Origin of the sequence: Bradyrhizobium sp. 157 (assembly GCF_023073815.1) — a bacterium.
Taxonomy (GTDB): domain Bacteria; phylum Pseudomonadota; class Alphaproteobacteria; order Rhizobiales; family Xanthobacteraceae; genus Bradyrhizobium.
Genome location: NZ_JADPKF010000073.1, coordinates 330,635 through 347,681 on the forward strand (window position 1 = coordinate 330,635; position 17,047 = coordinate 347,681).

The following is a 17,047-nucleotide window of genomic DNA, read 5'->3' on the forward strand; positions in this document are numbered from 1 at the left end:
GGATCCCGGCCGGGAGCTGAACGGACGGTCTCAGCAATCTCACCTTTGCAGGCGTTATTGATGTGGCAGGGCCAGTTGGCCCGTCGTCCCGTGCTTCCGCCTTCTGAGCTTATCCCCGAGTCCTTTCCGAAGGCCTCGAAGGGCTTGCCGCCGGGGACCGCGCCAACACTAGGAAAGGACACCCATGCCTCTTTACGAGCATGTTTTTCTCGCGCGCCAGGATGCGAGCACCCAGCAGGTCGAAGAGCTGACCACCCAGATGACGGGCATCGTCGAAGGGCTCGGCGGCAAGGTTACCAAGACCGAAAACTGGGGCGTACGCTCCCTCACCTATCGCATGAACAAGAATCGCAAAGCGCACTTCGTGCTGATGAACATCGATGCGCCGTCTGCCGCGGTCACCGAGATCGAGCGGCAGGAGCGGATCTCTGAAGACGTTATCCGCTACCTCACCGTCCGCGTCGAAGAGCACGAGGAGGGTCCCTCGGCAATGATGCGCAAGGCCGATCGTGACCGCGAGCGCGACGATCGCGGCGGCGGTTTCCGCGGCGACCGCGAAGGCGGCTTCCGTGGCGATCGTGAAGGCGGTGGCTTCCGCGGCGACCGTGGCCCGCGCCGTCCGCGTGAAGACGACGCAGCAGCGGTAGAGGAGTAAGAATCATGGCTGAAGCTGGTGCACGCCGTCCGTTTTTCCGTCGCCGCAAGACCTGTCCGTTCACGGGTCCGAATGCGCCGAAGATCGACTACAAGGATTCCAAGCTGTTGATGCGTTACGTCTCCGAGCGCGGCAAGATCGTGCCGAGCCGCATCACCGCTGTGTCCGCCAAGAAGCAGCGTGAACTCGCGCGCGCCATCAAGCGCTCGCGTTTCCTCGGCCTGCTGCCCTACGTCATTCGTTAAGACATCTTCGGCCGGCGGCGTTCGCGCCGCCGGTCGCTGCTCTTCATTTCCAGGCGGTCCGACTGCCGATGGTTGGTCGAAACGACCTCTGACCGCCCGTCGAACCCGCAGTTTTCCCGTATTGCAATGCATCCTATGCCGGCTGTTGGTGTCGGGTCTGAACGCCCGCGTTCCGCCAGGCGCGCTGCGGTAGTCGGAAGCACACCTCGTTGACAATCGCTGCGGCGGGCACGTACGCTGCCCGGCAGCAGGAGCGGATGGCAAATTCCCGCATGCTACGGGTGTCGAAGTCACCGCCGACCACGTGCGGACACGAGCCCCAATAAGCGGCGCCAACGAGCGCAACCGCCAAAGGGAGTGCAAACGATGTCCGTCCACATCCGTGGTCTGCGGCAAGTCGTACGCCTGGCCGCTATTTCGGCGCTGACCATCGCTGCGGCAGGCGCAGCCGAAGCTCAACAGAAAACCGATGTCATCTTCAGCGCCGGTCCGACCGGCGGCAGTTGGACGCCGATGGCGGCGGCCGCATCGCAGGTCGTGAACAAGCGATATCCCGAGTTGAATGTGCAGGTCGAGCCGGGCGCGGCCCTCGTCAACATGGAGAAGATCCGCAACGACAAGGCCGATATCGGCTGGTCCATGACGACCGTCATGGCCGATGCCCAGAAGGGCGAGGGCCAGTTCGCCGGCAAGGCCACCGACAAGGGCCTTTTCGTCGCCAATTTCTATCCTAACGTCTGGCAGTTGGTGGTGCCCGCGAACAGCGACATCAAAAGTGTCAAGGATCTAAAGGGGCAGCCGGTGGCGCTGCCGGCACGCGGCAACACCAGCCTGGCGGCCGGCTGGGAGTACCTGCTTAAAGTGAACGGCATGACGCTGAACGACCTGGGCGCGAAGAGCTACGGCCCGGTGTCATCAAATGCAGAAGCGGTGAAGAACCGGCAGGCGATGGCGGCCGGATGGTTCACCGTGGTGCCGGCATCTTTCGTCCTGGACCTTGGCTCGGCGATGCCGCTGCGGGTGCTTCCCGTCAGCGACGAGGAATTCGCTGCATTGCGCAAGCTCAATTCGGGCTTTGTCCGCTACACCATCAAGGCCGGGACCTACAAGGACCAGGGCGTGACCGAGGCCGTTCAAACCTTCCAGTCGCCCACCGTGCTCATTGCGTCCTCCAAGACGTCTCCCGACGTGATCTACAAGATCACCAAAGCCATTGTCGAAGGGCGGGACGAGTTCGGTAACGTCACCAGCGAAATGAAGGGCGTGAAGGCGTCCGACATGGCTGAGAGCCTGGGCATGCCGTATCACCCCGGCGCGGAGAAATACTACCGCGAAGCTGGATTGCTCAAGCAGTAGAGGGCGTGCCGTGCGCAAACTCTCCGGCTACGCGGGCCTGGTCGTCGGAGTGGTTGCCGTCGCAATGTCCGTGTACCACGTTTACGCGCGACTGACGGTATACGCGCCCGATCAGCAGGCCCTGCTCTACATAACGCTGGCCTTCAGCCTGGTGCTGTCGTTCCTGCTGTGGCCTCGCAGCAAGAACGCAACACTGGGTCGCGTGCCGTGGGAGGATCTCGCTCTGGCAGGTCTTTCGCTCGCGTGCATTGGCTACATGTTCGCGAACTACGACTACATCGTGAACCGTTTTCCCACCGCCGAGTCGCTCACCCGAATGGACATGGCGGTTGGAATTACCGCCACCCTATTGGTTCTGGAGGCGACGCGACGCACAATCGGCGCGTCGCTGCCGATCGTGGCAATCGTCTTCCTGCTCTACGGGTTCGCGGACCCTTGGCTGTATGGCTGGCTCTACCACAGAGGTCTCAGCCTCGAGCTCACCATCGATCAGGCCTATTTCACCACGGAGGGAATTTTCGGGGTGCCGATGACGGTGGCCGCGACCTACGTCATTCTTTTCATCATCTTCGGCACGTTTCTTGAGAAATCCGGTGCAGGCCAGTTCTTCATGAACTTCGCAAACGCGATCGCCGGCGGCGCGCGCGGCGGCCCCGGCAAGGTGGCGGTGGTCTCCTCCAGCCTGTTCGGCACGATCTCCGGCTCCGCTGTCGCTAACGTCATGATCGATGGCTGGCTGGCGATTCCGATGATGAAGAAGACCGGCTTCAAGCCGGAGGCGGCAGCCGCCATCGAGGCAGTGGCATCCACGGGCGGGCAGATCATGCCGCCGATCATGGGGGCAGCGGCGTTCGTGATGGCCGAGTTTCAGGGCGTCAGCTACACGCAGGTGATGATCGCCGCGGCGATACCCGCGTTCTTCTATTACGGAGCGCTGTTCGCTGCGATCCATTTCAACGCCGTGCGTTCGGGGCTCAAAGGCTTGCCGCGCGAGGAACTGCCCATATTCGGCTACATCATGCTGCGCCAGGGCCACCTGTTCCTGCCGGTCATCGTGCTGCTGACGCTGCTGCTGTACGGCTTCACGCCGACCTATGGCGCGATCATCGCCACGATCGCGCTGGTCGGCATCTCGTGGCTGCGGCCTTCGACCGGGCTTACCTGGCGCGCGTGCCTCGAAGGCCTGCGCGACGGGGCGGTGCAAACCGTGCCGGTGGCGATGGCCTGTGCGTCCGCCGGTATCGTGATCGGAATCGTGCTGCAAACCGGGCTGGCGCTGCGGTTCACGGCCTTTCTCATCGACTTCACCTATGGCTCATTGCTGCCCGCACTGCTCATCACGATGGTCGCCGGCGTCATTCTCGGCATGGGCATGCCTACCACTCCCGCCTACATCATGCAGGCGGCGCTGCTCGTGCCCGCGATCATGAAGCTCGGTGTCGAGCCCATGGCGGCGCACATGTTCGCGTTCTACTTCTCCTGCCTGTCGGCAGTGACGCCGCCCGTGGCGCTAGCCGTGTATGCTGCGGCGTCAATCGGCGGCGCCGGCCTGTGGGCCTCAGGCCTGCAGGCGATGAAGTTCGCTGCCGCCGGCTTCATCGTGCCGTTCTTCTTCGTTTACAACCCGGCGCTGCTGTTCGAGGGGCCATGGCCGGAAATTCTTCGCGCGGTGGTGACCGGCACCATCGGCGTCATTGCCCTCGCAGCCAGTCTTGAAGGCTACTTCCTGCGTGTTGCTACGTGGTTCGAGCGGATGCTCTTCTTTGTTGCCGCAATGCTGCTGATCGACCCCAATGCTATCACCGATGTCATCGGCTTGGGCCTGCTTGGCATCGGCGTGCTGGTGCAAAAGCTACGGACGATACGACCAACGATAGCACCGGAAACCACCACGTGACCCACACCCAGTTGGCCGCGCTGACGCTTATTGCTACTGCGCTGATCATTGGCACGGTAGCCTTCGGCGTTCTGCGGATCTACGCCTAGGCCCGGATCGACCCGGGACGTCACACACCATGCCGCTACAGGCATGAACGCCGGGAACTTGCCGGCACGTTCCGGCGACGGACCCTTGATCAACCAATGCTACTGATCTAAAAGGCCGGTCATCACGGCCCCAGCGGGCCGTGAACGTTTTGAGGGGCACGATGGGCTCCGGTATCTTGGTACCGACAGCTCCCCTCGAATCTCCAACTAGTTGGTAAAGGCGGCATTTTTGCTGACCTCTATCTAACCGCTCGAAAGGAGCGGGACAGCTGATGATCGCAGTTATCCTCATTGGTCTTGCGGCCGGCTGCGCGTCGGCGCTGATGTTCGTCTCGATCGTCTCGGGCGCGCCGATCTCATTGCTGCTCTCTTTGTTGGCGCCGTTACCGCTGATGGTGACGGCACTCAGTTGGGGACCGCTCAGCGCGACCATCGGCGGCATCGCTGCGGCGTCCGCCTTCGGTGCAATTTTCGGTCTGCGCTTCTGCGTCGCTTTCGCGGTTGCGGTGGCGCTGCCAGCCTGGTGGCTTGGCCATCTCGCGTTGCTGGGACGGCAAGCGGCGGCTGTCGGAACCGGCAACAGCACGAATCCTACAGTGGAAAACCTCGAGTGGTATCCGATCGGACGGATCCTGCTTTGGATCGTCGGCTTTGCCATTCTGTCCTCCATCGCGTCGTGGCTGGTCTTCGGCAAGGATGCCGATGCCATCGCCGCGGCCCTGCGAAGCGGGCTGACGAAGGTTCTTTCTGGCCGTGAGGGGTTATCGTCGAGCGACATCGAGCGGTTGGCTGACGCGCTTGTAACGATCTTCCGGGGCTTGTCGACGATGCTCGTCGTGACGACGCTTACGCTCAACCTTTGGCTCGCCGCAAAGATATCAGCGATGTCCGGCCGGCTGCGTCGCCCCTGGCCAGACTTGAAAAGCACCGCGTTGCCGCCGATGACGCTCGTAGCACTCTGCGGAACATTGGCATTCTGTTTCGTGGGCGGAGGATTTTCGATAGCGGCGCAGATCATGACAGCCGCGCTCTTCATGGCTTACGCGCTCGTCGGTCTTGCCGCCGTTCACACGTTAACGCTGGCGCTGAAAAGCCGCGCGGTTTTGCTGAGCTGCACCTACGGGATCCTGGTGCTGTTGCCATGGACGGTCGTTCTGATGATCGCCCTCGGCCTTACGGAAGCAATCTTTGGATTGCGCGAACGTTACTTGCGCCGAAAGCCGCCGCCCTTGCCCGCAGCCTGAAAATCCAACCATTCACCCCAAACTCGAGACTGAACACGAAATAAGGAGAACGAAAATGGAAGTCATCTTGCTGGAACGCGTCGTCAAGCTCGGTCAGATGGGCGAGGTCGTCCGCGTCAAAGACGGGTTTGCCCGCAACTTTCTCCTCAAGCGCGGCAAGGCGTTGCGCGCCACCGCCGAGAATCGCGCCAAGTTCGACGGCATGAAGGCCGAACTCGAGGCCAACAATCTCAAGGCCAAGGGCGAAGCAGCCAAGGTCGCGGAGAAGATCAACGGGCGCAACGTGATCGTGCTGCGCCAGGCCTCGGAATCCGGCCAGTTGTTCGGATCGGTGAGCATTCGCGACATCATCGCCTCCTTCGAGGCCGACGGCGTCACCATCAACCGCAGCCAGGTCCTGCTCGACGCCCCGATTAAGACCATCGGCAAGCACGAGGTCTTGATTGCCGTTCATCCGGAAGTCGAAGCCACCGTCAGCGTCACCGTCGCGCGCAGCGCCGATGAAGCCGAGCGCATCAACCGCGGCGAGGACATCTCGACCCGTCAGGAAGACCAGGACGCCGCCGCCGAGGCACTCGCCGCCGCCGGCGAGTTCTTCGATCCGGAAGCCCAGCACGAGGAAGTCGCGCCGGTGCCGGCTGCAACCGAGAAGTAACGAGCGTATCGCTCTAGAAGACCTCAAGCCCGGCCTCAATCAGGCCAGGCTTGAGATTCTGGCGGCCGCCTTCTCGTCGAGCATTGCGATCGAGGCCAGCGCAGTTGCGGTATGCCTCTCGACGCCATCGGTTACGCAAAACACGTCGGCCGCAACCACGGCGACCTGACGTCCGGGCTTGATCACGCGCGCCCGACAAATCAACCGATCGCCGATCGCCGGCGACAGCAGATTCAATTTATATTCCGCCGTCAGCGCCGATTGCCCGCGCGATGTCGCGGCCGCGATCGTGGTGGCGTTGTCGACCAGGAAAGCCGTAACGCCACCGTGGAACAGGCCATGCTGCTGCAGCAGTTCGGGCCGGCGGTCGACCGCAAGCGTGCACGTGCCACGCGTCAGCTCGGATAGTTCCGCCCCGATGTGGGTCATAAAGCCCTGGCGGCCGACATTATCGCGGATGCGGGTCGCGATCGGCGCGAACTCGGCATTGTCATCCGCACTCATACTGTTTCTCCGGGCCTGTGGATCGTATCGGGCGCAACCACCGCGCGGATGGCACAGGCGATCAGGATTTCGGCCTGCTCTCGCGGATCGGTGCGGTCGCGGCCCGACAGCCATGCGCGGCAAAAAATCTGGGCCGGTCCGATGATCTGGCTGAAGAACACCAACGACGTCATCGGCAGCAATTCGCCGCGCGCGACGAGCGGCGCGCGCCATTGTTCGACGGCTTCCGCAAGGCGCGAATTCTGCGCGCGTTGCGCGCCGCGGATCTGCTCGGTCCATTCACTGCGCGAAATCTCGAAGAGATAGCGCGCCTCGCGCCGGGAATTCACGACCCAGTCCAGATGTGCGCGGATCAGCCGAGCCACGCCTTCCCGCGCGGCGCAAGATTCATCAACCGCCGCTACGACGGCAGCGTGATAACGGGCGAGGATTTCCAGGAACAGCGTGCCGGCCAGCTCCTTCTTCGATCCGAAGAAATGGAAGAAGCTGCCGTTGGACGCTCGCGCGCGAGTTCTGATGGCGGCCACCGTGGCGCCCTCGAAACCATCGCGGTCGAAAACCGCCAACCCCGCCGCCAGCAGATCGTTCCGTGCCGTAGCCACTCTGCGCCGCCTTTCGATCCACTAGATCGCTACTCTAGAGTGATACTCTAGCGACGGTCAAGCGACGGCGCCGGTCGGCATCTGGAAATCTGAGATCCTATCGCGAGATGGGTGGCGCGGGAGGGCCGACGGGCACGGCCGCCGGCGTTGCGGGCGCTGTCACCAACGGAGACGTCGCGGGTGCCGTCGCGTGGGGCTCAGGGACGTTCGCGGCGGGAGCTGACGGCGCAGGCGTCACCGGGTCAGGCCGGGGCGGGGTCGGCTCGCTGTCGGCGCTCTCCTTGGGAGCATTGATCTTGGCGGTCTCGGACCCGCTCTCGCCGGCCGGCTTCGCGGCCTCCGGGGCCGGCTTGTCGGCCTCACCCTTGGCGGAGTCGGCCCTGTCGGCATCAGGCTTGGCCGGATCGGGCCCGCCAGAATCGGTCTTGGTGGGATCAGGCTTGGCACGATCAGGCTCGGCCAGATCAGGCTTGGCAGTTCCGGGGTTCGCAGTTTCGGATTTGGCGGCATCCCGAGACGCATCTTCCTTTGCGGCGTCGCCGCGGGCGGCCTCCTCGGCTTTCGGCGGTTCTTCGGCGGCGGGCCTGCCACGCCTGCCCTGCTTCTGTCTGACACCCGATTTGCTGTCAGTAGTGACCTGCCCATCGGCGGGTTTAGCAGCCTCGGGCGCCGTGTGCGGCCGTGCGAGCCGCTTCGCGTCGCGGCCCGGACGCGCGCCCTCGCCTTGCGGCGGTGCTCCGTCGGCACCCGGCCGGGAAGCCTCCTGGGACGGCTGCCGGCGGCCGAATCGGTCGGGCTGATCCGACCTTCCGTCCTGCTTGCCGTCCTTCTGCCTGGGCTGATCCTTAGCTTGATATCGGGGGTCGGCAGCCCCATTGGCTATCAGGTAGGAGGAAAGCACCGAGGCCATGTCGGAACCGGTGGTATAATGCTGGCGCAGAAAGCCCGGCAACGACGAAACCGGCGTGTTCTTCAACAGGCCGCGCGGGCTCTTGTGGCACGCGCTGCAAGTACCGGAGAATATCTGGGAGGGGCTCTTGCCGGCGTCGAGATTTTGCGCCCGCACCACGCCTGCTGCGAAGCAGCCGATCAGGATCACCGTCGCTAAACTGAGCGCTCGGCTCAACATTCCCTGCATTCTCCAGACGTGGAATCGCGGCCTGCGTCGCACAACGCGGGCCACCTTTTAGCCGATTATGACGCGAATGGAAGCAGGCTTATTGCGCATCTGCGTGATCGCCACATTTGAGAATATCGGCTTTGACTCCAACGCAGTAGCGCTGCGGCATCACCATACTTATGATGTTCCTGGTGTACATGGAACCGTCCTTTCCGAGGTGCATTGGTGTAACGGGCCGGTCGTTCCATTGGTGCTTCGATGGATCGTTTGTTGCGTTATTTCCTGGGTCAGTTCATTCGCCGCGGCACGATGAATTTCACGTCCGCGAGCGGGGCAAAGTTTACCTGCGGGGATCGAACCGGCCGCCCGGTGTCTGTGCGGTTCCTGAGTGAGCGGACGCAACTCCGGATTCTTCTCAATCCCGAACTGGCGCTTGGCGAAGCCTATATGGACGGCTCGTTCGTGGTCGAGGACGGCTCGATCGCCGACGCACTCGAAATCCTGCTCGGCCAGCCCGACATGCTGCCACGCTGGGCCAAGCTGCAATGGTGGCTGCGCTATTTCAGTAGGCACGCGAGACAGTTCAATTGGCGGGGCCGGGCGAAAAACAATGTCGCCCATCACTATGATCTGGACGGTCGGCTCTACTCGCTCTTCCTCGACGCCGACCGGCAATATAGCTGCGCGTATTTCGAAGCGCCGGATATGACGCTCGACGACGCCCAGCTCGCCAAAAAGCGTCACCTTGCTGCCAAGCTTCTCGTTGGGCCCGGCGATCGCGTGCTCGACATCGGCTCAGGCTGGGGTGGCCTTGGTCTCTACCTGGCCGAAATGACGGGCGCCAATGTTACCGGAATCACGCTGTCGTCGGAACAATTGCAGGCCTCGAATGCCCGCGCCGCTGAGAAGAACCTGACGGGGTCGGCAAGATTCCTGCTGAGCGACTACCGCGATAGCGTCGGCCCGTTCGATCGGATCGTGTCCGTCGGGATGTTCGAACATGTCGGCATCGACTTCTATGAAACCTACTTCCGGCGCTGCGCCGAACTTCTCAGCGACAACGGCATCATGGTGCTGCACTCGATCGGCCGCTCCACCGGGCCCGATGTGACAAACCCATGGATCACGAAATACATCTTCCCAGGCGGCTATATCCCCGCCGTGTCAGAGGTCATCCCGGCGATCGAGAAAGCCGGCCTTCTGGTCTGCGACATCGAAATCCTGCGGCTGCATTATGCGGAAACGCTCAAGGCCTGGCGGGAGCGCTTCATGGCGCGGCGAGAAGAGGCGGTACGTCTTTATGACGAGCGTTTTGCGCGGATGTGGGAATTTTATCTGGCGGCGTCGGAAATGGCGTTCCGGAAGCAGAACCTGATGAATTTCCAGATCCAGCTCACCAGGCGTCAGGGAATTGTGCCGATGACGCGCGATTACATCGCCCGGGAAGAAGCAAGGCTGCGCGGGATCGAAATCGGAAAGCAGCCGCGGCTGCAGTTGGCCGGCGAATAGGCCGTCGCAAAGGCAGTGGGTCAGTTTCTCAGGCTATAGGCAGAGGCGTAAAGCGTGTTGGCCAATGGCGGGCGGGCGAGCTGGGCTCGCAACGCGGCGAGCAACTGGGCATCACAGGGTTCGTCACGCCGTTCCGGCCGCGAAACCTCTTCCATGGCGTTGATCAGCATCGACAGCCACAAACGCTGGGCACGTGCCGATCGCCATTCCTGGAGTCGCTGACCCATCGCCTGTTCCTTTTGGTCGGTGCAACTGGCAACTCGAAAATCGCCGGCCCGTTCCCGATTTCCTAACCAATCCATCCTGCAGCAAAGAAAATCACACCCGATGTGATCTACTTCACAGAGTCCATCGGCGGTCCGTCGTACATCTCCGCTCATGAGCCGGCATACCTACCCAGCCCCGTTCGATTCCGACATCAGGATCGACTATGCCTTGATCGCCATCGGCGTGGCTGCCGCCCTGTTCGCGTTCGTCTATCTGATCCTGGTTTGATCAACGCTTAAGATAAGGGCTCGAAACGCCTCCTGCCTTCGCATATGTCGGCCCAAGTCGCGCCAAGGTTCAGACTCCCCTAAGATCTTGCCTGGCATTTTCACAAAAGCGCTCCCGGACGGGCGCCGCTTCTGGTCCAACTCCGTCAAGGGCCTGCTCAGGATTCACACGGGGCATTGTGTGAATCGGGCATAAGGCCTACTCGGACTTTCGGATCGCCTGCACGTGGCGCTTTATCGCTGCCCAACTTCCGCAAGCGACCTGACAAAAACCAAAAACCTAAAGATCATTACAAACTATGGCTCTGACTGATTCGAACGTTCTCAAGCTCGCTCCCGACGCGGGAACTCCGGTCTATCGGAGCGCGCCGCACAACATCGAGGCTGAACAGAGCCTGCTGGGCGCCATCCTGGTCAATAACGACGCGTTCTACCGCGTTTCGGACTTCCTGGAACCGAAGCACTTCTTCGAGCCGATCCATCAGACCATTTTCGAGACCGCCGGCAGCCTGATCCGGATGGGCAAGGTCGCAACGCCCGTGACGTTGAAGACCTTCCTGCCGGCCGATACCGATATCGGCGGCATGACGGTTGGTCAGTACCTCGCGCGTCTCGCGGCCGAGGCCACCACGATCATCAACGCGCAGGACTATGGCCGCACGGTCTACGACATGTCGCTGCGCCGCGACCTGATCCGGATCGGTGAGGACATGGTCAATGTCGCCTTCGATGCGCCGGTGGATTTTGCCCCGCGCGCGCAGATCGAGGACGCCGAGCGCCAGCTCTATGAACTCGCCGAATCCGGCCGTTATGACGGCGGCTTCCAGCGCTTTTCGCAGGCGCTAACGACCGCCGTCGACATGGCGGCCAAAGCCTTCCAGCGTGACGGAAGTCTGTCGGGCATCGCCACGGGCTTGCGCGACCTCGACAGCAAGATGGGCGGGCTGCAGGCGTCCGACTTGATCATCGTCGCCGGCCGCCCCGGCATGGGCAAGACGTCGCTCGCCACCAACATTGCCTACAACATCGCCAAGGCGTATCGCGCCGAGGTTCAGGCCGATGGCAAGATGAAGACCGTCAATGGCGGCATCGTCGGCTTCTTCTCCTGCGAAATGTCCGGCGAACAGCTCGCCACCCGTATCCTGGCCGAACAGACCAGCATCGCTTCCAGCATGATCCGACGCGGCGGCATTACCGAGGCCGACTTCGAGAAGATCCGCGATTATTCGATCGAACTGCAGTCGCTGCCGCTCTATGTCGACGAGACCGGCGGTCTGTCGATCTCGCAGCTCACGGCGCGTGCGCGCCGGCTGAAGCGGCAGAGGGGCCTCGACCTGATCGTCATCGATTACATCCAGTTGCTGCAGGGCTCGGGCAAGCGCTCGGACAATCGCGTGCAGGAAGTGACTGAAATCACCACGGGCCTCAAGGCACTTGCCAAGGAACTCAACGTTCCGATCATCGCATTGTCGCAGCTCTCGCGTCAGGTGGAAAACCGCGACGACAAGCGCCCGCAACTGGCCGACTTGCGTGAATCCGGTTCGATCGAGCAGGACGCCGACGTGGTGATCTTCGTGTACCGCGAGGAGTATTACCTCGCTAACAAGGAGCCGCGGATCGGCACCCCCGAATACGAAAAATGGCAGCTCGATATGTCACTGGTGCACGGCAAGGCCGAAATCATCATCGGCAAACAGCGCCACGGCCCCACCGGAACGGTGGAAGTGCAGTTCGAGGGCCAGTTCACCCGGTTCAGCGATCTGGCGCAGGACGGCAGCCTGCCGGATCGTGGCTATTGAGCGCCGGGCGCAGTTGAACCGCCGCGTTTGGCCGCGTAAAACTGCGGCATGAACATTGCCCCCGATCCCAAATCCATTCCGCAAGGCACCCTGCTCTCGCCCGAGGCGAACCAGGCGGCCGCGCTTGCGACCGCAACCGGCGTGCTGACGGTCGATCTCGACGCCATCGTCGCCAACTGGCGCAAGCTCGAGAAGACGGCCGTGCCGGCCGAATGCGCAGCCGTGGTCAAGGCGAACGCCTATGGCTGCGGCGCCGAGCAGGTCGCGCGCGCCCTCGCGGGCGCCGGCTGCAAGACGTTCTTCGTCGCGACCCTCGATGAGGCCCGCGTGGTTCGCGCCGCGGCGCCTGCGGCCGCCATCTACGTGCTCGGCGGCTTCTTCCAGAACACCGGCGACGCCTACGCCAAGTTTGACTGCAAGCCCGTCATCGGCGACCTCAACGAACTCGCCGAATGGGACGTGTTCTGCCGCCGTTCCGGCTGGTCCGGCGGCGCTGCCATTCACATCGACACCGGCATGAACCGGCTTGGCCTCACCGTCACCGAGGCGCAGGGCATCATCCCACGCATCAACGCTGGAGATCACGGCATCACGCTCGTGATGAGCCATCTCGCCTCCGCGGAAATGCTCAACAATCCCGCCAACGCCAGGCAGCTCGCGGGCTTCCGCGAGATCGCAAGCCTGTTCTCAGGCGTCCCGGCCTCGCTGGCAAATTCGTCCGGCATCTTCCTGGGCGCTCAATTCCAGTTCGACCTGGTGCGGCCGGGCTGCGCTCTCTATGGCATCAATCCGACGCCCGAAGCCGACAACCCGATGCAGCCGGTCGTCGAGCTGAAGGCACGCATCGTGCAGATCCGCAACGTCGAGCGCGGCGATACCGTCGGCTATGGTGGCACCTGGACGGCGCGGCGTCCGACCAGAATAGCGGTCGTTTCCGCGGGCTATGCCGACGGGTATTTCCGCGCGGCCAGCGCCAATGACGGCACCCGAGGCGCCGAGGTGATAGTCGCCGGCAAGCGCTGCCCGATCGCAGGACGGATTTCGATGGACCTGACGGCGGTCGACGTCACCGATCTCGACAAGAATGCGGTGCGGCGCGGCCATTGGGCGACGCTGATCGGCGAAGGCATCACGGCCGACGAACTCGCCCATCATTTCGGCACCATCGGCTACGAAGTGCTGACCAGCCTCGGCAAGCGCTATGCGCGGGTTTACAAGGGCGGCAATGCCACTGCAGAATCCCCTGCTCCGCCGTCAGCGGAGCCGACTGCTCCTTCCAGCTAGTTCTTGCTTTTAAGTGTTGCTTCGCGGCGTTTCTTGTCGCGGTTCTCCCCGGCCATTTGCAAGCGCTACCGATCGGACCGTCCAAAACGCAGCGTTCGGCGGACGGCACTCAGCCGCCGAACGACTTCACGAAGTCAGGCTTGAAGGCCTCCGAGTTGCGAGGACGCGACAATCAAAGCAACAGCTGCAAACCCGATGCTGGCATGTTGCCCTGTCCTACTGTTTCTTCCGGCTAGCCAACACTTGCTTGCAGGCGTCGCTGAGCTGGTGATGCTGCTTGTTCAGACATGCGACGACACGGCCGCCGCCGGGCAGCGTACCGGCGCAATATTTGTCATAGTCCGTCTTGCAGGCGCCGCGCTGCTCGACAGCTTGAGCAACTGCGGACCCGGAGCATCCAATGGCGAGCACGAGAATGGCAAAGCGTAGTTTCGACATGGAATCTCCAAGCGTCAGGCGAAGCACAGTGATGCCCAGCTAGCTCTACATGAAGATCGCGACCTTCAACATTAATAATATCAACCGCCGTCTGCCGAACCTGTTGCGCTGGCTGCGCGCGGCGAAGCCCGACGTCGTTGCCTTGCAGGAATTGAAATCGACCGACGCCGAGTTCCCGATTCGGACAATCGAGAAAGCCGGCTACGGCGCGGTTTGGCGCGGACAAAAAACTTGGAACGGCGTCGCCATCCTGGCGCGGAATGCCGAGCCGGTATTGACCCGGACCGCGCTCCCCGGCAATGGGGATGTCGAGGCCCGCTATATCGAAGCCGCAATTAAAGGCATCCTCGTCACCAGCATCTATCTGCCGAACGGCAATCCGCAGCCGGGGCCAAAATTCGATTACAAGCTCGACTGGTTCAAACGACTGCGGTCCCACGCCGGCAAGCTGCTCAAGCAGGATATCCCCGTGGTGCTGGCCGGCGATTACAATGTCGCGCCGACTGAGTTCGACATTTACCCGACAAAGTCCTGGGACAAGGACGCGCTGATCCAGCCGAAGAGCCGCGCCGCGTTCAAGGCGCTGGTCGATCAAGGCTGGACCGATGCGATCCGGACGCTGCATCCGTCTAAACCGATGTTCACGTTCTGGGACTACAAGCGCAACCGCTGGCCACGCGATGCCGGATTGCGGCTCGATCATCTGCTGCTGAGCCCGTCAATAGCGCCGCGCCTGACTGAGGCCGGCGTGGACCGGAAAGTCCGTGGAGAAGAAGGCGCCAGCGACCACGCGCCGGCATGGATCGTCCTGAGTTAGCGCGGCCGCAGTTCTCCTACCCGCCGAACTTCCTGCGCAACATGATGCCGAGAATGTTGGAATAGTCGTCGGTCCATAGCGCGCTTGTCTGGTCAGGGGGTAACGGCGTCCAGCTACCCGCAATACGTCCGGTATCGCCCGCGTCGCGCGCCATCACGACGACGCGGGCATTGGCCGCGAACGTCGTTATGAAATCGCCGGCGCGGTCATCCTCGCGGAGAAAGGTAACCAACCCCTGCGACCAGGCGACATTGGCCACCACGGGCGCGAGATCGAGGTGGCGGTTGGAAATATGCGCAATGATCACGCCGCGGTCGGAAAGCTTCGAGAGATAACCCGCGAGCGCCTCGCGCGTCAGCAGATGCACCGGAATACTGTCAGACGAGAAGGCGTCCAGAACGATCAAGTCATAGCGATCGGGTGACGCTTCCAGCGTCAGGCGCGCGTCTCCGGCAACGACGGGTGCGTCCGGCGCGCAATTCGACAGGAAAGTGAAGAGATTTGGATCCCGAGCCATGCGGATTACTTCCGGATCGATCTCGAAAAACGCCCAGCGCTCTCCGGCCTTGCGGTGGCAGGCCAGCGATCCCGTGCCGAGCCCGACGATGGCGACGTGCTCGAAGCCGCCATGGGCGGCGCGAGCGGCTCGGATCGCTTCGGCCAACGCACCTTCCGGATAATAATAAGTCAATGGCGTCGGCACCCCGTCGACTGCCGTGCCGTCCTCGTTGCGCAAGCGTTGAGCGCCATGGATTGTGGTGCCGTGATAGAGGGCGCGCGCCTTGCCGTCGGCGATTTCGGCCACCCTGTGAACACCGAAGAAACTGCGCGCCGTCTCGATCGGCGCAATTCCCGGCCGCCAAAACGCGGTAATGGCAAAACTCAGGACGACAAGTCCGAAGAGGCGCATCGGCTGCTGCCGTTGAAACAGCATCGCTGCCGCCATTAGCGCGAGCAGAACTTGAAATGGCAATTCCAGGGTCGCGGGCAGCTGTACGGCGGTGACGCACGAGACGGCCGCCAGGACCGCGCTCAGCAGCAACCACGGCCAAAGTTCAGCCACCGCCTTGCTGAAACCGCTCGTGAAGACGCCGGGCATGCACAACAGCGTCAGCGCAATCAGGATCGGGTACTCATAGTTGCCGTTGAATATCTGGGGCGCCAACAAGCCCGCAAACACTCCACCGATGACCCCGCCGAACGAGGTGCAAAGGTAAAATTCCGTCAGCCGCTGCGGAGCCGGACGCCGCGCGTAGAGTTCGCCGTGGCACATCAGCGTCAGCAGTGCGAACGCGACGAGATTGAGGATGATCATCGTCACCCAGAACACCTTATCGCCGCCGATCAGGCTCACCGCAAGCGGCGCCACTGCGAACGGAACAAGCCAGACGACATTGGCATGCGCGATCCACGGCCTTTCGCGGAATACGGCCACGAAAGTGAGCAGGTAGATCGCCAGCGGGACCACCCACAGGAACGGCGCAGCGGCAATGTCGGTCGTCAGATATGCGGTGACGGCGATGACGAGGCCGGAAGGCACCGCGGCCAGAGCGGCCCAACGCATTCGTTCGCCAGCGCTCGCGCTACCTTCATCAAGCGGGCCGGCCTGCGCGTCGATCGCCGCCGCACGCGAAGTAAACAAGCCGGCGATAACCAGGAGCACGGCAAACACGGCAAATCCGACGGACCAAGCCGTGGTCTGCGTCTTCAGCGTCAGGATCGGCTCGATAATAGCGGGATAGGCGAACAGCGCGGCAAACGAGCCGAGGTTGGAAGCTGCGTAAAGAACGTAGGGGTTGCTCGCCCGCCTGTGCCCGCTTGCGGCAAACCAGCTTTGCAGCAGTGGCGCACTGGCCGACAGCGTAAAGAACGGAAGCCCGATCGAGACCGCAAACAATCCGAACAGCCACAGCGCCGTTCCATCCGATGGCGGAGCTATCCATCCTGGCGCGACGGCGATCGGCAGGGTCATCGCCGTTATCCCGACCAGCAGCAGATGGACCATCGCCGCCCGGCCGGGCCGCAGCAGACGGTTCAGGAAATGGGCGTAGGCATATCCCGCCAGCAGCACGGTTTGAAAGAACACCATCGCAACCGACCACACGGCCGGCGCGCCGCCGAGCTTCGGCAGCACCATCTTTGCAAACATCGGCTGGATCGAGAAGAGAAGCAGCGCCGAGACGAACAGCGTCAGCCCGTAGAGCAACGGCATCAGCCGGACGCTGGCAGCCTGCGGATCGACTGCAGGCGATACCCGGTCCGAAGCTTGGAAGAGCGACATCGATATCTCCGGCACCGGCAATTGCCAGCACGGTATCGAGCCGCCCCTAAACAAGGCT

Annotated in this window: 16 protein-coding genes; 10 read left to right on the forward strand and 6 right to left on the reverse strand. The window is 62.6% G+C overall.

The window, feature by feature from the left end; translation table 11 throughout:
- Positions 1 to 184: 184 nt before the first annotated feature.
- The 6 genes from rpsF (at position 185) to rplI (ending at position 6,141) form a co-directional block, all read left to right on the forward strand.
- Entirely contained in the window at positions 185 to 655 is a 471-nt protein-coding gene (gene rpsF, locus IVA95_RS17500; protein WP_171579966.1) for a 30S ribosomal protein S6, read from the forward strand.
- A 5-nt stretch (positions 656 to 660) separates the two neighbouring features.
- Positions 661 to 900, forward strand: a complete 240-nt coding sequence (gene rpsR, locus IVA95_RS17505) for a 30S ribosomal protein S18 (protein ID WP_002711478.1) — start codon at positions 661 to 663, stop codon at positions 898 to 900.
- 366 nt (positions 901 to 1,266) lie between these two features.
- Positions 1,267 to 2,256 carry a TAXI family TRAP transporter solute-binding subunit gene (locus IVA95_RS17510; RefSeq protein WP_247511586.1) on the forward strand — a complete coding sequence of 330 codons (990 nt, stop codon included), beginning with the start codon at positions 1,267 to 1,269 and terminating at the stop codon, positions 2,254 to 2,256.
- A gap of 10 nt (positions 2,257 to 2,266) precedes the next feature.
- Positions 2,267 to 4,153, forward strand: a complete 1,887-nt coding sequence (locus IVA95_RS17515; RefSeq protein WP_247511587.1) for a TRAP transporter permease — start codon at positions 2,267 to 2,269, stop codon at positions 4,151 to 4,153.
- A gap of 361 nt (positions 4,154 to 4,514) precedes the next feature.
- Positions 4,515 to 5,486 (forward strand): hypothetical protein, encoded by a 972-nt coding sequence (locus tag IVA95_RS17520; RefSeq protein ID WP_247511588.1) that lies wholly within the window; start codon positions 4,515 to 4,517, stop codon positions 5,484 to 5,486.
- A gap of 55 nt (positions 5,487 to 5,541) precedes the next feature.
- Positions 5,542 to 6,141: a 50S ribosomal protein L9 gene (gene rplI, locus IVA95_RS17525; protein WP_247511589.1), complete on the forward strand. Its 600-nt coding sequence runs from the start codon at positions 5,542 to 5,544 to the stop codon at positions 6,139 to 6,141.
- A 39-nt stretch (positions 6,142 to 6,180) separates the two neighbouring features.
- Here the strand turns inward: rplI and IVA95_RS17530 are convergent, their stop codons facing one another.
- From IVA95_RS17530 to IVA95_RS17540, 3 genes are all read right to left on the reverse strand, one after another.
- Positions 6,181 to 6,645, reverse strand: a complete 465-nt coding sequence (locus IVA95_RS17530; RefSeq protein WP_247511590.1) for a PaaI family thioesterase — start codon at positions 6,643 to 6,645, stop codon at positions 6,181 to 6,183.
- A complete protein-coding gene (locus tag IVA95_RS17535) occupies positions 6,642 to 7,247 on the reverse strand; it encodes a TetR/AcrR family transcriptional regulator (RefSeq protein ID WP_247511591.1) in 606 nt (201 codons plus the stop codon). Before IVA95_RS17535 ends, IVA95_RS17530 begins: the two co-directional genes overlap by 4 nt.
- A gap of 97 nt (positions 7,248 to 7,344) precedes the next feature.
- Positions 7,345 to 8,376, reverse strand: coding sequence for a hypothetical protein (locus IVA95_RS17540; protein WP_247511592.1), 1,032 nt, complete (start codon positions 8,374 to 8,376; stop codon positions 7,345 to 7,347).
- 249 nt (positions 8,377 to 8,625) lie between these two features.
- On the opposite strand from IVA95_RS17540, the gene IVA95_RS17545 reads away from it, so the two are divergent.
- On the forward strand, positions 8,626 to 9,876 hold the full coding sequence (locus IVA95_RS17545; RefSeq protein ID WP_247511593.1) for a cyclopropane-fatty-acyl-phospholipid synthase family protein: 1,251 nt from the start codon (positions 8,626 to 8,628) through the stop codon (positions 9,874 to 9,876).
- A 20-nt stretch (positions 9,877 to 9,896) separates the two neighbouring features.
- Here the strand turns inward: IVA95_RS17545 and IVA95_RS17550 are convergent, their stop codons facing one another.
- Positions 9,897 to 10,103, reverse strand: a complete 207-nt coding sequence (locus IVA95_RS17550) for a hypothetical protein (RefSeq protein ID WP_247511594.1) — start codon at positions 10,101 to 10,103, stop codon at positions 9,897 to 9,899.
- A gap of 566 nt (positions 10,104 to 10,669) precedes the next feature.
- Between IVA95_RS17550 and IVA95_RS17555 the strand changes: the two genes are divergently transcribed.
- Together IVA95_RS17555 and alr are read left to right on the forward strand one after the other, a co-directional pair.
- On the forward strand, positions 10,670 to 12,169 hold the full coding sequence (locus IVA95_RS17555; protein WP_213249998.1) for a replicative DNA helicase: 1,500 nt from the start codon (positions 10,670 to 10,672) through the stop codon (positions 12,167 to 12,169).
- A gap of 54 nt (positions 12,170 to 12,223) precedes the next feature.
- Positions 12,224 to 13,453: an alanine racemase gene (alr, locus tag IVA95_RS17560; RefSeq protein ID WP_247511736.1), complete on the forward strand. Its 1,230-nt coding sequence runs from the start codon at positions 12,224 to 12,226 to the stop codon at positions 13,451 to 13,453.
- Between the two features lie 216 nt (positions 13,454 to 13,669).
- Here alr and IVA95_RS17565 read toward each other — a convergent pair whose 3' ends face one another.
- Entirely contained in the window at positions 13,670 to 13,891 is a 222-nt protein-coding gene (locus IVA95_RS17565) for a cysteine rich repeat-containing protein (RefSeq protein ID WP_247511595.1), read from the reverse strand.
- Between the two features lie 49 nt (positions 13,892 to 13,940).
- Here IVA95_RS17565 and IVA95_RS17570 point away from each other — a divergent pair, with 49 nt between their 5' ends.
- Complete coding sequence (locus IVA95_RS17570; protein WP_247511596.1) at positions 13,941 to 14,708, forward strand: exodeoxyribonuclease III; 768 nt, start codon at positions 13,941 to 13,943, stop codon at positions 14,706 to 14,708.
- Between the two features lie 16 nt (positions 14,709 to 14,724).
- On the opposite strand, the gene IVA95_RS17575 is transcribed toward IVA95_RS17570, so the two are convergent.
- Positions 14,725 to 16,989 (reverse strand): fused MFS/spermidine synthase, encoded by a 2,265-nt coding sequence (locus IVA95_RS17575; RefSeq protein ID WP_247511597.1) that lies wholly within the window; start codon positions 16,987 to 16,989, stop codon positions 14,725 to 14,727.
- Between the last annotated feature and the right edge of the window lie 58 nt (positions 16,990 to 17,047).